This is a genomic window from Acinetobacter sp. TYF_19 (assembly GCF_043105125.1).
Lineage (GTDB): Bacteria > Pseudomonadota > Gammaproteobacteria > Pseudomonadales > Moraxellaceae > Acinetobacter > Acinetobacter johnsonii.
In genome coordinates this window covers 1-14,683 of record NZ_JBICLH010000004.1, presented here as the reverse complement: position 1 = coordinate 14,683, position 14,683 = coordinate 1, and the positions used below count along the sequence as shown (strand labels likewise).

At 39.6% G+C, this 14,683-nt stretch carries 14 protein-coding genes; 5 read left to right on the top strand and 9 right to left on the bottom strand.

The window, feature by feature from the left end:
* Positions 1 to 31: 31 nt before the first annotated feature.
* Positions 32 to 655, bottom strand: a complete 624-nt coding sequence (locus ACF8FD_RS00140) for a cation transporter (protein WP_010327173.1) — start codon at positions 653 to 655, stop codon at positions 32 to 34.
* 76 nt (positions 656 to 731) lie between these two features.
* On the opposite strand from ACF8FD_RS00140, the gene ACF8FD_RS00135 reads away from it, so the two are divergent.
* The 3 genes from ACF8FD_RS00135 (at position 732) to ACF8FD_RS00125 (ending at position 3,295) form a co-directional block, all read left to right on the top strand.
* A complete protein-coding gene (locus ACF8FD_RS00135) occupies positions 732 to 1,163 on the top strand; it encodes a Cd(II)/Pb(II)-responsive transcriptional regulator (RefSeq protein ID WP_010327174.1) in 432 nt (143 codons plus the stop codon).
* Between the two features lie 462 nt (positions 1,164 to 1,625).
* Positions 1,626 to 3,026, top strand: coding sequence for a tRNA 5-hydroxyuridine modification protein YegQ (yegQ, locus tag ACF8FD_RS00130; protein ID WP_201702825.1), 1,401 nt, complete (start codon positions 1,626 to 1,628; stop codon positions 3,024 to 3,026).
* 14 nt (positions 3,027 to 3,040) lie between these two features.
* Entirely contained in the window at positions 3,041 to 3,295 is a 255-nt protein-coding gene (locus ACF8FD_RS00125; RefSeq protein WP_004696054.1) for a YfhL family 4Fe-4S dicluster ferredoxin, read from the top strand.
* Positions 3,296 to 3,580: 285 nt separating this feature from the next.
* Here ACF8FD_RS00125 and ahpF read toward each other — a convergent pair whose 3' ends face one another.
* The 7 genes from ahpF to ACF8FD_RS00090 form a co-directional block, all read right to left on the bottom strand.
* Positions 3,581 to 5,146 (bottom strand): alkyl hydroperoxide reductase subunit F, encoded by a 1,566-nt coding sequence (gene ahpF / locus ACF8FD_RS00120; protein ID WP_234304714.1) that lies wholly within the window; start codon positions 5,144 to 5,146, stop codon positions 3,581 to 3,583.
* A 169-nt stretch (positions 5,147 to 5,315) separates the two neighbouring features.
* A complete protein-coding gene (locus tag ACF8FD_RS00115; protein WP_183172935.1) occupies positions 5,316 to 6,242 on the bottom strand; it encodes a hypothetical protein in 927 nt (308 codons plus the stop codon).
* Positions 6,243 to 6,275: 33 nt separating this feature from the next.
* A complete protein-coding gene (locus tag ACF8FD_RS00110; protein ID WP_078426581.1) occupies positions 6,276 to 7,409 on the bottom strand; it encodes a toxic anion resistance protein in 1,134 nt (377 codons plus the stop codon).
* A 19-nt stretch (positions 7,410 to 7,428) separates the two neighbouring features.
* Positions 7,429 to 8,217, bottom strand: coding sequence for a tellurium resistance protein (locus ACF8FD_RS00105; RefSeq protein ID WP_234304713.1), 789 nt, complete (start codon positions 8,215 to 8,217; stop codon positions 7,429 to 7,431).
* Between the two features lie 313 nt (positions 8,218 to 8,530).
* Positions 8,531 to 8,935: a nucleoside diphosphate kinase regulator gene (gene rnk, locus ACF8FD_RS00100; protein ID WP_004696044.1), complete on the bottom strand. Its 405-nt coding sequence runs from the start codon at positions 8,933 to 8,935 to the stop codon at positions 8,531 to 8,533.
* A 170-nt stretch (positions 8,936 to 9,105) separates the two neighbouring features.
* Entirely contained in the window at positions 9,106 to 10,359 is a 1,254-nt protein-coding gene (gene glyA / locus ACF8FD_RS00095) for a serine hydroxymethyltransferase (protein WP_005400534.1), read from the bottom strand.
* Positions 10,360 to 10,515: 156 nt separating this feature from the next.
* Positions 10,516 to 11,760: an alpha/beta fold hydrolase gene (locus ACF8FD_RS00090; protein WP_234304712.1), complete on the bottom strand. Its 1,245-nt coding sequence runs from the start codon at positions 11,758 to 11,760 to the stop codon at positions 10,516 to 10,518.
* A 492-nt stretch (positions 11,761 to 12,252) separates the two neighbouring features.
* On the opposite strand from ACF8FD_RS00090, the gene ACF8FD_RS00085 reads away from it, so the two are divergent.
* Both ACF8FD_RS00085 and ACF8FD_RS00080 read left to right on the top strand, forming a co-directional pair.
* The gene (locus ACF8FD_RS00085) at positions 12,253 to 12,951 is read left to right on the top strand and encodes an exonuclease domain-containing protein (protein WP_234304711.1); all 699 of its coding nucleotides are present in this window, start codon (positions 12,253 to 12,255) and stop codon (positions 12,949 to 12,951) included.
* Between the two features lie 89 nt (positions 12,952 to 13,040).
* Positions 13,041 to 13,637 carry a hypothetical protein gene (locus tag ACF8FD_RS00080; RefSeq protein ID WP_114392826.1) on the top strand — a complete coding sequence of 199 codons (597 nt, stop codon included), beginning with the start codon at positions 13,041 to 13,043 and terminating at the stop codon, positions 13,635 to 13,637.
* Positions 13,638 to 13,971: 334 nt separating this feature from the next.
* Here ACF8FD_RS00080 and ACF8FD_RS00075 read toward each other — a convergent pair whose 3' ends face one another.
* The gene (locus tag ACF8FD_RS00075) at positions 13,972 to 14,190 is read right to left on the bottom strand and encodes a hypothetical protein (RefSeq protein WP_004696033.1); all 219 of its coding nucleotides are present in this window, start codon (positions 14,188 to 14,190) and stop codon (positions 13,972 to 13,974) included.
* Positions 14,191 to 14,683 lie beyond the last annotated feature (493 nt).

The following is a 14,683-nucleotide window of genomic DNA, read 5'->3' as shown; positions in this document are numbered from 1 at the left end:
TTTCACTTTGATTAAGAAATTTAGCGTTTTCTTAATTCTCGAGCTGTAATCTACGCTCAGATAATGCTTTGCTCACCACTTGATAACCCGCAGTCATACCTAAAGTCGCCATAATGCCTGCCACGATTATGTCTGGCCACAAACTGCCTGTACCAAACACACCTATTGCAGCAAAAATAACTGCCACATTCCCAATCGCATCATTTCGGCTACAGAGCCAGACCGATTGCATATTAGAGTCACCTTCTCTAAAGGCATATAAAATGACGGCACAAACCACATTCGCAAGCAAAGCAATCACACCAATCACCCCCATGGTCATAGCTTCAGGTGGAATTCCCAAAGCATAGGCATAGATCACTTTACCAATCACCACTAAGCCAAACAACGCCATGGTCATGCCTTTGAGCAGTGCCACTGTCGCCCGCCAATACAAACTCGCACCAAGCACCGCAAGTGAAATACCATAGTTGACTGCATCACCAAAGAAATCTAAAGAATCGGCCCATAAGGATGATGAATGTGCATAAGCTCCACCAATAAGCTCCACCACAAACATGGCTAAATTGATCAATAAGGCAATCCACAATACCGTTCTAAACTTACTATTTGGCTTTTGCGGTGCGGGTGCACAACTGCAAGAAGAACATGCCATATACACAACCTCTATCCAGACCTAATCATTTTCTATTATGATTAAAAACTATGGAGTCGCTCTAAGGTCAAGCAAAATGAATCAACAAAACTCATCTCCTGTTTATTTGATGAAAGACTTAGTCCATAAAACAGGATTAAGTGCCGATACCATTCGTTTTTATGAAAAAAAGCATTTATTAGAGCCTTCTTTTCGCGGGGACAATAACTATCGCTATTATCAAGATGATGCACTTAAACGACTCATTTTTATCAAACGTTGCCGCGCGCTAGATATCTCACTCAAAGAAATTGAATACCTGATTGAACTGGAACAAAAGCCTCAACAAGACTGTAGTGCGGTCAATCAACTGATCGATGAACATTTAAAACAAGTCGAACGAAAAATCATTGAATTGCAAAAATTCCAGATACAGCTACAACAGCTTCGACAGTCCTGCTCAACTCAATCAACCATTGATGATTGTCAAATTCTAAGACATCTTGAAGCAGGACTTACAGATGCATAAAACACATCAACGTAGAATTTAGAATATGGGTATTACTCAGTTTTGCTACCTATTTACTTGAACCATTCGTGGGCAATGCAGGATTTTTATCCTTATTTTATTTAATTTTTTTATAAATTCACAAATAAAAGAATCTAGCTTCACATCAAATCTAATAAAATAATCCCTAATTATTTCGGATAAAAGGCCGCAAAGAACTCTAGCTTTTTGATGATTAGCGCCTCAGGTAATTTTTATATAACCGATCTTTTACTTTATAAAACAAGGATATTTAAATTTACTTCTATCCTTAGCCACATAAAACCATAGATCTAGATATTTATCATTAAGCACTCAAATCCAGCGTTTGAACATGTAATTTTCGCGTCTATAACCGTTTAAATTCCGAGTTGTTTACTAGGTTGAATCTATTTTTTAAAGCCCTACAATAAACCCATATTTTTTTTATGCCTTAGTTTAATCATGAGCATTCATCACGTTACTGAACTTCTTTCTCCTGCAGGTTCGCTTAAAAATATGCGTTATGCATTTGCCTATGGTGCAGATGCAGTCTATGCCGGACAACCTCGTTACAGTTTACGTGTGCGCAATAATGAATTTGACCATGACAATCTGGCTATCGGCATTCAAGAAGCGCATAACTTAGGCAAAAAGTTTTATGTGGTCGTCAACATTCAACCGCATAACTCGAAACTCAAAAACTTTATTCGTGACCTCGCACCTGTGGTTGCAATGCACCCCGATGCCTTGATCATGTCGGATCCAGGCCTGATTATGATGGTACGTGAGCATTTTCCAGACATGGATGTGCATCTTTCCGTTCAGGCCAATGCCGTCAACTGGGCTACTGTGAAGTTTTGGAAAAATATGGGCCTGACTCGAGTCATTTTGTCTCGTGAATTATCCATTGATGAAATTGAAGAAATTAAGCAGCAAGTGCCTGACATGGAAATTGAGGTTTTTGTGCATGGCGCGCTATGCATGGCATACTCTGGACGTTGTATGCTTTCAGGCTATATGAATAAACGTGATGCCAATCAAGGGGCATGTACCAATGCCTGCCGTTGGGAATATAAAGTACATCAGACTCAGCAAGATGAAAATGGTGATGTGATCCCAGTCCAAAATCTAAATACAAGCTCCAACTGCTGTTCAAGCTCTGATGCTGATGAACTGCATATGCAAGCACAACATCAGTTCGATGAACCCGTATTACTACAACGTCATGATGAAGACATGTTTGCTGCTGAAGAAGACGAACATGGTACTTACTTTATGAACTCAAAAGACTTACGCGCGGTGCAACACGTTGAGCGTTTAACCCAAATGGGGATCCATTCTTTAAAAATTGAAGGACGCACCAAGTCTTATTTTTACTGTGCCCGTACAGCACAAATTTATCGTAAAGCCATAGATGATGCTATCGCCGGTAAACCTTTCGATTCCTCACTCATGACACAACTCGAAGGTCTGGCCAACCGTGGTTATACCGAAGGTTTTTTACGTCGCCACGTGCATAGCGAATATCAAAATTATGAAAATGGTTCATCCAGTTTTGACCATCAACAATACTGCGGTGAAATTTTGGAACACAATGGCGATTATCTGAAAGTCGATGTCAAAAACCGTTTTGTAGTGGGCGATGTACTCGAACTCATGACCACTTCAGGCAACATCACTTTTAAACTGACAGAAATCCTCGATAAAAAAGGCAATCCAATACTTGAAGCGAAAGGCTCAGGTCATGTGGTTGAAATCCCTGTTCCTGCTGATGTCGACATGCGCTATGCCCTACTCATTCGTAACTTACCGCATTCAAATGCCGACATTTCAGCGCCTGCCTTGGCCTATGTTGCAAGCTGACTGGGGATAATGTTATGGCACTACAAATAACGGATGCTTGTATTAACTGTGATATGTGTCTTCCCGAATGTCCCAATACCGCTATTTTTGAAGGTGATAAAATTTATGAAATAGACGTCAGCCGTTGCACCGAGTGTGTTGGTTTTTATGACACCCAAACCTGTGTCGATGTTTGCCCAATTGCTTGTATCGAGCCACATCCAGAACACGTTGAAACACAGCAACAATTGTTAGAAAAATTTAAAGGATTGAACTTATTTAGCGTCTAACCTTGGGGAAAGTAGAAAAGAAACCGAGTACTGACCACACTCAGAGTTTCAAAACAAAAACTGGGCAAAGAATAACAATAAACAACAACTAAATGAAAAAGCCAAAGTGACTGGAGAGCACTTTGGCTTTTTCTTTGTACAAGATATTTGCTTTAAACGAAAAAAAGGAACTGAGCTGTTAGCGACCCAGTTCCTATCAAGGGTAAAACCAAAGATCAGCGATACAACATAAAGGGAAAAAGCCAACGTATATTTTGGGAGAGCGTTGGCTTTTTCATTTCACACTTACAGCCCAGAACGAATAATATAATCAAAAGCAGACAGAGCGGCTTTCGCGCCTTCACCTGTGGCAATGATGATTTGCTTGTAAGGTACTGTCGTACAGTCACCTGCGGCAAATACACCTTTGACATTGGTTTCGTTGCGATCGTTAATTACAATCTCACCACGGTTTGAAAGCTCAACAGCAGTCTCTTTTAAGAAATCAGTGTTTGGTAATAAACCAATTTGCACAAAGATTCCTGCAAGCTCAACCGTATGTTCTACATCAGTTGCACGGTCTTTATATTTCAATGCCGTCACTTGTGAACCATCACCCACAACTTCGGTCGAGAGTGCATTCAGGATCACCGTAGTGTTAGGCAAACTATGCAATTTGTCTTGCAACACTTGGTCGGCACGTAGTTTGGTATCAAACTCAACCAAAGTCACATGTTCTACAATCCCAGCAAGATCAATCGCAGCTTCGACACCTGAGTTCCCCCCGCCAATTACTGCTACACGTTTGCCTTTAAACAGTGGACCATCACAGTGTGGGCAGTAGGCAACACCGCGGGTACGGTATTCTGCTTCGCCCGGCACATTCATTTCTCTCCAACGTGCACCTGTTGAAAGAATCACAGTTTTAGATTCAAGCTTCGCACCATTTTCTAAAGTGACTTCAACCAAGCCATTCGCGGTCTCATCTGCACCTTTGATGTTAGAAACACGTTGTAAGTTCATGATGTCCACACCGTACTCACGTACATGTGCTTCCATTTCAGCAGCAAACTTAGGCCCTTGGGTCTTTTGAATCGAGGTATAGTTTTCAATGTCCATGGTGTCCATGACTTGACCACCCATCCGTTCAGCCACGATCCCTGTTTTAATGCCTTTACGCGCTGCGTAAATGGCAGAGGTATTTCCCGCAGGACCACCACCAATCACTAAAACATCAAAAGCATCTTTGGCATTGAGTTTTTTAGCTTCTTTGGCTGCGGAATGGGTATCCAGTTTGGCAATAATTTCTTCCAAGGTCATACGGCCTTGACCAATATGGTTGTTGTCTTGGAACACCATCGGTACAGCCATGATTTTGCGTTCTTCAACTTCGTCTTGGAAGAATGCACCATCAATCATAGTGGCTGTCGTGCCTGGATTGTAAATGGCAATCAGGTTTAAGGCTTGCACCACGTCTGGACAGTTATGACAGCTTAAAGAGACAAATACGTCAAAGTCAGACTGAATACCCAAACCTTTGATTGAAGCTAAAACTTCATCTGATACTTTGGGTGCATAACCTGAGGTTTGTAACAATGCCAAAATCAAAGAGGTAAACTCATGTCCCATCGGCAAACCCGCAAAGAAAACACGCGGTTGTTCACCGGCTTTTGCTACACCAAAGCTGGGTGCACGTGAGTTTTGACCATCAAAACGTGCAGTCACCAGTGGAGACAGTGCTGCAACCTCTTCAACCAATTCTTTGATTTTGTCTGATTTCTCAGAACCATTCAAAGTCGCAACCAATTCAATCGGACCTTCTAGGCGTTCAAGAAGTGTTTTTAATTGAGCTGAAGTATTTTGATCTAACATTGTTAAGCTCTCCAAAGCAGTCTGTAAAATTATTTGATAGAAGAATCATAGAGTAAATCTAAAAATAGATAAAACAGTTTGTTTTTATTTTAATAATCGGTTTTGTAGATTTAAAGATATTCATCATAAAAAGTCCCACTAAACGCAGGACTTTAAATGAAGTCAAAGCTTAGGATTCACTCTGCATCCGCTGTTCAATTCTTAAAGTTCTGGCTTTTAACTGACGCGTTAGACCAAACAAAACAAGACTCAGCACTGCCATCAGTAGCATCAAGATAAGCGAAAAGAATTGCATGACCGTAGTGAACTGTGCTGCTTGCTGAACTTGTTTTTCTACACTTGCAGCCATCGGCGTGAGTGTTTTGCCATAGAGTTGATGTTGCATCGTCCATAACTGTTCAGGCTTAAACCCATATTCAATAAAATGTGAATCATTTTTTTCTGCTTGGACCAGAGCAAGCACATGCGGAATTGCTGCATTTTTATCGACAGGTTGGTGTAACAATGCCGTTTGCGCAAGCAAATAATGTTTTACAGGCATTTGTATTTGTGACTGCTGCAAATACTGTGCTATTTCACTTTGCTGAATGTTTTTATCGTAGTGTACGATTTGCTGAAAAGCCTCGCTTTCATCATCTTTTAAATCATATTGCACATAAGTCAGCCCAGACCAAAGCAGAATAAAGGCAATCAGCCATGCCACAAACTTCAGTATAAAAGATTGAAAACGTACATAGAAAAAATGAATTTTTCGTGCATAGTGCACCAGTATGAATGCCCCAATAAAAGACACCATGATCTTGAGCACAAGCCAACCAAACCACGACAGCAAATTCAGAAAATAATCTGGCTGATGTCCTAGTGATGCTAAATTCGCATCGACACTCATGGGCATATGTAGTTGCTGTATTTCAGTGCTCAGTCCAAAAAAGCTATAGACAAAATCAGGTTGTAGAAAATAGCTAATGCTGGAGGCAATAAACAAGGCTGCACTCAACATACACCATAAACTCAGTTTACGTTGACGTTGTTTAAGTGCAACCATGCCTTGTTCAATTTGCTGAGGCTGAACAACATACTCATCTAAGGAAGGCAAGCGCTTCTCCTCTATTGACCACCCACCTCGGCATTAAGATGGTGTCGTACGATTAGAACTCGAGTCTAAAACCAATTGATTCAAATTGTCCTGCAAACTACGCAAACGTGTGGTTGCTTCAGCACGTTTCTGCATCCCTTCTTTTTGTATTTGAATCACATCATTTACTGTTTTAATGAGGGTGTTTTGTACATGTTCAAGCGTCTCAATATCAATCACTGAACGTTGATTGGCTTTTGCTGTATCTACTGAGTTTTGATGTAACAAATCGGCATTACGCTTCAATAAGTCATTGGTCGCATCGTCAATGGTATTGGCCAACTGCACACTATTCTTCTGCTCATTTAAAGAAATCGCCAAACTAATTTGATTTTTCCATGCAGGCAATGTGATGTTTTTAATCGCATAAAACTTATCGACCAACATCAAATTATTAGACTGGATAATACGAATCATCGGTAATGTTTGCATGGCTGATTGTTGTAAAACCTGCAAATCACTCACGCGTTTTTCTAAATTATTGGCTAAATGATTGAGGTCGTAAACCCTCTGCGTCGTTGTTTGGTCTTGCGCCTGTGCAGTCAGTGTTGAGATTTCCTGCTGAATTTCATCCTGTTTCAACTGACCCGCTGCGATATACACACCGAGCTGTTTATATTCACTTTGTACACCATGAAACATCCGATCGAGTGTATCAACGCGTGCTTTTAAACCAGACTGCGATTTTTCAATTTCTTTCACCAAAGTATCTATTTGTTCTTTGGTGGTATTAAAGTGCATATCAATATTATTCTTTGCCCCTTTAATTTTGCTCATCAAGCCACCGAAGAAACCTGAATTTTTCTTTTTATTTAAGATACTTGAGGTATTGAGCTGTTGTGCGACTTGTACCACCTGATTCAGCTTTTGCCCAGTTTCATCCAAGTCTTTATTTTGCACCAAATTTAACAACTCATCAGTATATCCTGAGGTTTGTGTCGCAATATTTTTACCATACTCCGCTACGGCGTTATGGTTGATTTCTGCCAACTCTTTCCGTGCTGCCAAGACCGCATTGAAGTCATCTTGTTGCAAGCCAATTTCTTGCAAATTTAACTGTTGAAACTTATGTTCAATCACTTCGGTGGTTGGCTCTACCACAAGACTGTTTTGTTCTGAGTTGGTCATAATTCACCTAATCTATTTCTTAAAGTGTTGGTTTCTGTAGTGATTTTTTTAAGGTATGAATCAATTTTTCACGGCTATTATCGAGCTTTTCCAATTCAATTGTCGAGCTTGATTGCTGCGATTGTTTGACATGATATTGCCATGCTGGAATCAAGACCTGTTGTGCCTCTTTATATCGGTCTAACAAACTCAATGAAAGCTGCTGAGACAGTTGCATTTGAGTGATCGCAATATCATTACTGCTTTGCAAAGTTTTTAAACTGTTTATTTTCTTGGATAAACGTTCTGCAAAATTATCTAAAGGATGTACATTCTTCACAAATTTAGGATATTCCATTAAAAATGCTTCAGCCGCAGATACATATTTAGCCATTTGCTCACGTAAGCCTGTTAACTGCTGATAGCGCGCCTGTGACTTTTGAATTTCAATTTGTAATTTCTGGCTGAGATGATTGGCTCGATCCAACAGCTGATCCAGTTTTTTATAGTATTCAACTTGGGTTGAACCATATTCAATATCAATTCCGAGCCACTTTTGTAGCCCATTAAATTTACGCTTCTTCAGGTATTTTTTTGAATCAGCCAATGACTGGATCAGTTGCTCAATGGTTTGGCTCAACTGTAAAGTGAGCTGCGGGTCTATTCCATTTAACAGCACAGACTGCGCTTGAATGACACTATCTGCATAATGATTGAGACGATATTGATCGTTCAGCAAAGGAACCAAATCATTACGCTGGATACTTAAAAGTTCATCTGAATTGACTGGTATATCCCTTAAAGGAACAAGAACGTCAATTTGTGCCATAGTGCTTTAACCCAATAAAGAAATTGAATAAAATCATTTTTATAGTACAGCTTTTATGTCAAATAACATGTAGATTTTTGCAAAAATGCTGTGACATCTTTTGTGCCGTAAAAATTATCACGAAGGTTATATCTGTTATTAAGTCCTCTATTCGTACTAGGACCCAAACCTATTGAGTAGAAATAAAAGATCCAATCAATACATACTCTGTTTTTATCTTCTATGGAGTTACAATCCTTTATGAAACAAAACGCATATTTGAAGTCATAAAAAAGCCATGATCAACATGGCTTTAAAATGGAGTGTTTCGATATTATAAATAATCGCCTTCACGCTCAGGTTGATAAACCACTTTTTCAATTTTGACTTTCATCATTTGACCATCTGGCTGCGGCCATTCAATTTCTTGACCTTCAGCTAAGCCAAGAATTGCTGCACCAATTGGGGCTACAACATTGACCTGTCCCTTCTCGCCTTTAAAATCATGCGGATAAACCAAAGTAATTTCAGATGCTTCTGTAGATGGTGCAATGGTCAGTAAAACTTTTGCATTCATCGTTACCACATTGGCAGGCATATCTTGTGGAGCAACAACATCGGCGCGGGCCAATTCTTCTTCAAGCAATTGCATGGTCGGTGTAAGTTTAGGCTGATGTTCTAACATCGTTTCTAAACGATGAAGATCCTGCTCAGAAATGATAATTGCTGGGTTTGCCATGTGCTGCATTCCTATTTGAATACGGTATGAATAAAATTCTTATTAAAAATAATTTATTAGCCTATAACTTCTGTTATATCAGAAATGCAGTCTAAATTACATTTCAACTGATTTTGATTTTTTAATGCTATAAAAAAAGCCCCCTTGAGGGGGCTTTCTCAAGTCAGAACTTAGTTTGCGTAAACAGGAAATTTCGCACAAACAGCTTCAACTTTCGCTTTAACAGCGTTAATCACAGCTTCGTCACCTTTGCTGTCTAGGATATCAGCGATCCAGCCAGCAAGTTCACGTACTTCAGCTTCGCCGAAACCACGAGTCGTCACAGCCGGTGTACCAATACGGATACCAGAAGTCACAAATGGTGAGCGTGGGTCATTTGGTACAGCATTTTTGTTCACAGTAATGTGAGCTGCACCTAACCATGCATCTGCTTCTTTACCTGTTACATCTTGCTTAATAAGAGATAACAAGAACAAGTGGTTTTCTGTACCGCCAGAAACGATGTCATAACCACGAGCAATAAGAACTTCAGCCATTGCTTGAGCGTTCTTCACCACTTGTTGTTGGTAAACTTTGTATTCAGGAGCCATTGCTTCTTTAAAGCAAATTGCTTTAGCCGCTACCGCATGAACCAATGGACCACCTTGGTTACCAGGGAATACAGCTGATTGTAATTTTTTCTCAATTTCTTCGTTTGCTTTTGCAAGGATTAAACCTGAACGTGGGCCACGAAGTGTTTTGTGTGTAGTGGTTGTTGTTACGTCAGCAATCTGAACTGGGCTTGGATAAACACCAGCAGCAACTAGACCAGCAACGTGAGCCATATCTACAAATAGGTAAGCACCAACTTTATCCGCGATGTCACGGAAACGCTGCCAATCTACAATTTGGCTATAAGCAGAGAAACCAGCTACGATCATACGTGGCTTGTGCTCAATTGCTAAACGTTCAACTTCTTCGTAATCAATCTCGCCAGTTTCAGGGTTTAAACCGTACTGAATTGCGTTATATGTTTTACCAGAAAAGCTTACTTTTGCACCGTGAGTCAAGTGACCACCGTGAGCCAAGCTCATACCCAAAACAGTGTCGCCTGGGTTAAGAAGGGCTAAGTAAACAGCAGAGTTTGCTTGTGAACCTGCATGCGGTTGAACGTTTGCGTAATCTGCACCGAAAAGCTCTTTAGCACGGTCAATCGCTAATTGTTCAATCACGTCTACATATTCACAACCGCCGTAGTAGCGTTTGCCTGGGTAGCCTTCAGCATATTTGTTTGTAAGTTTTGAACCTTGCGCTTCCATTACTGCTGGAGAGCAATAGTTTTCAGAAGCAATCAGTTCGATGTGCGCTTCTTGGCGAGCATCTTCATTTGTGATTGCTTGCGCGATTTCTGGATCAAATTCAGCAATTGAGATATTGGCAAACATTAGCGAGGTCCTATGAAATTAGGGCTTTTAAGCCGTGCTAAGATTGGCGCGTATTGTAGCATGAAGTTTATAAATTTCGAGAACGAACTTTACGCAGTTTTAAATAAAAAATCGCTCACGAAGCAGAACTCCATGAGCGATTTGGGTCAAAGCAAATTACTGAATTGGCATGAGAGTTTTGACATCGTCAACAATATCATCGATATTTTCACTAAACGATGTGGTATGGGTCCATTTCGTCGTTTCACTGTCATCAGTCACATAACGAATATTGTTTCCAGCTTGAGAAGCTCCAGCATATAAAATATTCGTAATCGCTCTTGGAACAGTCGTGTCATTGGTACCTTGATAAATAATAATTGGCGCTGTTTGTTTGACCTTCAAAGGCTGAGATGTGTTATCTAAAAAGTTTTTTATGACTGGCAAATCAAGGAATCCTGTTTTTGGGTAATACCCATTTAATGTGTTATATGTATTCGCAGAAATATTCATTTCCGTATAGTAATTTACAGAAACAGTCCCTGAACATGCCGATTCAGCTGTTCGTGCAATACGGGCTGCTTCAGACTCAAACACTTGCCCGTACAAAGTTATATTGGGCGGATTTTGCATACCTGCAGTGATGAGTGCAGCATAGGTATTCAATGAAGTATAAGTTCCTACCTGCTGAATTGCTGGCAAATTTGCAACACTTGCAGCCCCCACTTGAAAGATTGTTTTTAAATTAGACGCAGGTGCAATTGCGACTGTCCCCTTGTAATCTAACTGCGCGCGACTTTGATATTCGCCAGCACCTAAAGCAGCATGACCACCCTGTGAGTGTCCAACCGTCACCCAGTTTTTTGAAACCGATTTACCTTGCTTGGTTAAGTAGTCACGTGTTGCAACTACTGCATCTGTAATCGAAAAAGCTTCACTTTTTAAATTAAGATAAGGGTGGGCTTCTGTACCACTTGGCTCTCCCAGTCCTTCGTAATCGGGAGCAACAACAACATATCCCGCGCTAAGTAACTCATTAATCATCGATTTTACATCAGGATCCATAGAAGATTTACTTGGCGCGCAAATATCAGCAACACCTGTAGTACCATGTGCCCACACCACTATTGGCCAACCTTTCGCCGGAGCTACTATTTTAGGGGTAAAAAGCAATGCTGTTGCGCGAGTTTCTTTATTGTCCTGACCCAGCATTTTATAAGTCATGACCACACTTTCACCAGCGGTAGCTGACATATCTGTAGCTGTATATGCTGTTGGCGTAGTTACGACTGGATTAACAATATTATTTTTAGGAATCCCATCATCCACACCAACAGAAGTTGAATCGCCATCCCCTCCTCCACAGGCTGTTAAAACAAGCATAGAACTACTGACGAACACGGCCAATATATGTTTTTTCATCTTAAAATTCCTTAATGACATTTTTTCTTGTTGTAACGATTCAAATCACTTGAATACATTAATGATTTACGCCTCAAAATGACGCATGGCAAGACCATTTACGAGAATGATACAAAGTGAACATTGGCTGCAAATTCATACTCGCCTTTGTTATAAAAACTAGTGACTTGAAGTTTAAAATAAATCCTGATCCTACAACTGAATTGAGGTAGTGAGCTCTTCTCTAGCCTTTGTTTGAACAGAGTCCCAAAGAATTATTTTAATTTTAAGCAATCATTTTCCTTTTCAACCCGCCTAAATAAATCGACAAGTAGCTTCCAACTTTTCCCTTGCTTAATAAAGCCTGATCTCTAATCACCTAGGTTCACCAGATGATTTAAACAACATCACCGCACAAAATCAGCGAATAAACCACAAATCTGGCAGTCATAGGCTGTCTTGATAGTCTTGAAAATGATAAATTTATTCAGCTTTTAATTTTCGGATATGCACATGCAAGCCATTATTCTCGACACAGAAACCCATACCTTAAATGGTCAACCCATTGAGATTGCATATGCACCGATTGAAATTGAAAATGGCAAATTAAGCCTAGATAAAAGCCAAGTATTTGATCAGCTCTATACCGTCGATGAACCAATCTCATTCGCAGCGATGGCTGTGCATCATATTTTAGAGTCAGACCTCGTTGGGAAGCCTCACTATACGACCTTTAAACTCCCTGCAGAGACGCAATACATCATTGGTCATAATATTGATTATGATATTCGTGCTATCGAAAAATGTGGTGTCGATACTTCTCATATTAAAGCGATTTGTACACTCGCCCTTGCACGTTTGGTCTGGCCTGATGCTGAAGCCCACAATATTTCGGCACTCATTTATATGATTTCAAAAGGCAGTGAAAAAGCTCGTGAAATGATTAAAAAAGCTCATCGTGCCGATATGGATATTATTTTAACGGCCAATATTTTAATGCATGTGGTTCATCAATTAAAAATAAACAGCATGGAGCAATTATTTGCTGTCTCTGAAGATGCTCGTATTCCGCGTGTCATTAATTTTGGCAAGCATCGCGGCACAGCGATTGCCGAACTCCCTGCTGACTATATTCAGTGGTTAATGCGTCAAGATGAACTCGACCCATACTTACGTAAAGCTTTAGAAAATACGAGCATTAAAACGCTCTAAAATGTATTGTCATAAATTCTTAATATTGTTGTAATTTTCACCCTGTATGTTCAGCCTTAATTTATTTTTTCGGGGGAGTAAATTAAGGTATGAATCATTATCAAAAAACAGCACTAGGTTTAGATGCTTTACAACAACGTCATATCCCACTCAATGCGCGTCAAAGACGACTATTGGTTTTAATTGGTACAGAAGATTTTGAACAATTGGCTGACCAGTTCAAACAACGCATCGCAACGCCTGAAATCCTCGGACAATTAATTGAATTGGGTTTAATTCATTCCACACAAACAGCTCACGTCTCTAGCCCAATAGAGCCTCTATCCGAATCTCAACCACCTGCCTCACTACTAGAAAATAGTCAAAATAGCGTCAATCCAATAGATTTAGACAGCAAAGCGCAGACTCCTACACCACCCACTCCTACACAAAGCCCAGCCCAACCGCTTAAAGCTTATAGCTTTGAAGAAACACGCGATTTGATGATGAGCTTATTACAACGTTATTGTGGCTTAATGGCAAAACAACTCATTCTTCAAATTCAATCGGCGACAGACTTACACAGTCTCAAACGCTGCCAAATGCAATGGATTACGACGTTACAGGAAAGTCGAATAGAACCCACAGTACTCAACCAACACTTACAACAGATCAATCATTCACTGTTGCGTTTGCAAGCAGCTTAAATAAATTCAACGAATAATTGAGTCTTTTTCTGTCTTAGTTAAGATTTAAAGACTACAAGTTTTATTAAAAACTCTTGTCTTATATTTTTTTCATACAATAAATCTTAATGTCTTTCATCGACTTTTTCAGACTTTGGCACAATAGTTCCTTGAACCATTCATCAAATAGCTTGATAAATAGGAACTATGTGTGAAGTGATATCCTAATTTCACTTTATGATCTTCAATATAATCGCTCAAAAAAATTATCCCTTATCTTCAGCGATGGGATAACTTAACTTGATATAGATCGCCCATAAAAAACCCATGTAAACATGGGCTTTTTTCAATAGGGTTAATCAACAACTCGGTATATATTTTCCGTTTGCCGACTTTCAAATAACAGTTCAATACTAGGCAGAATCACTTCACCATCAACAACGATATGTTCAATTCGTTTAAACAAATCCAAACGTTCTGCTTCGGAGTTTTCAGGTACTTGCCTTAACTGGGCCTTCACATTATAAGTTTGGCTGTATTGGTCCTTTACCTTTACATCTACAAGCTGAGTCATGGTCATTTTCCTTTTCTTTTTTTAGCTCTGCTTAATCTTATAGCACAAGTTTTTTCCAACACCTCCCCAAGAGTTGTTAGAATTTATCGCAATGTTAATTTATATAAATATTTTCAAAATCATAACTATAAATCATAAACTTAAATCAAATATGCTTAACAACTAAGATACATAGTCATATTTTTTCACATAAAAAAAGCTCGCATTGCTGCGAGCTTTTCTATGTTGGAAGGCTAGTGCTGATTTATTGTTTGAACATTTCGTTCCAAACTCAACGAGCTGTCATTGATCCGTCCAACTACATCGTAGCGTCTTAGTTATCGACCTACTGTAAGTAGAATATAAAAGCATTTTTCACTCTCGACAAGAGCCCATGACATTTCGAAACAACTGTACAAATAAAAGCCAATTGATATTTTTTAAAAATAAGAGACCATACTGAAAGGCAAAACCGAGAGGCTTTGTTGCATAAACCTATCTGTAAAGGGTTTTT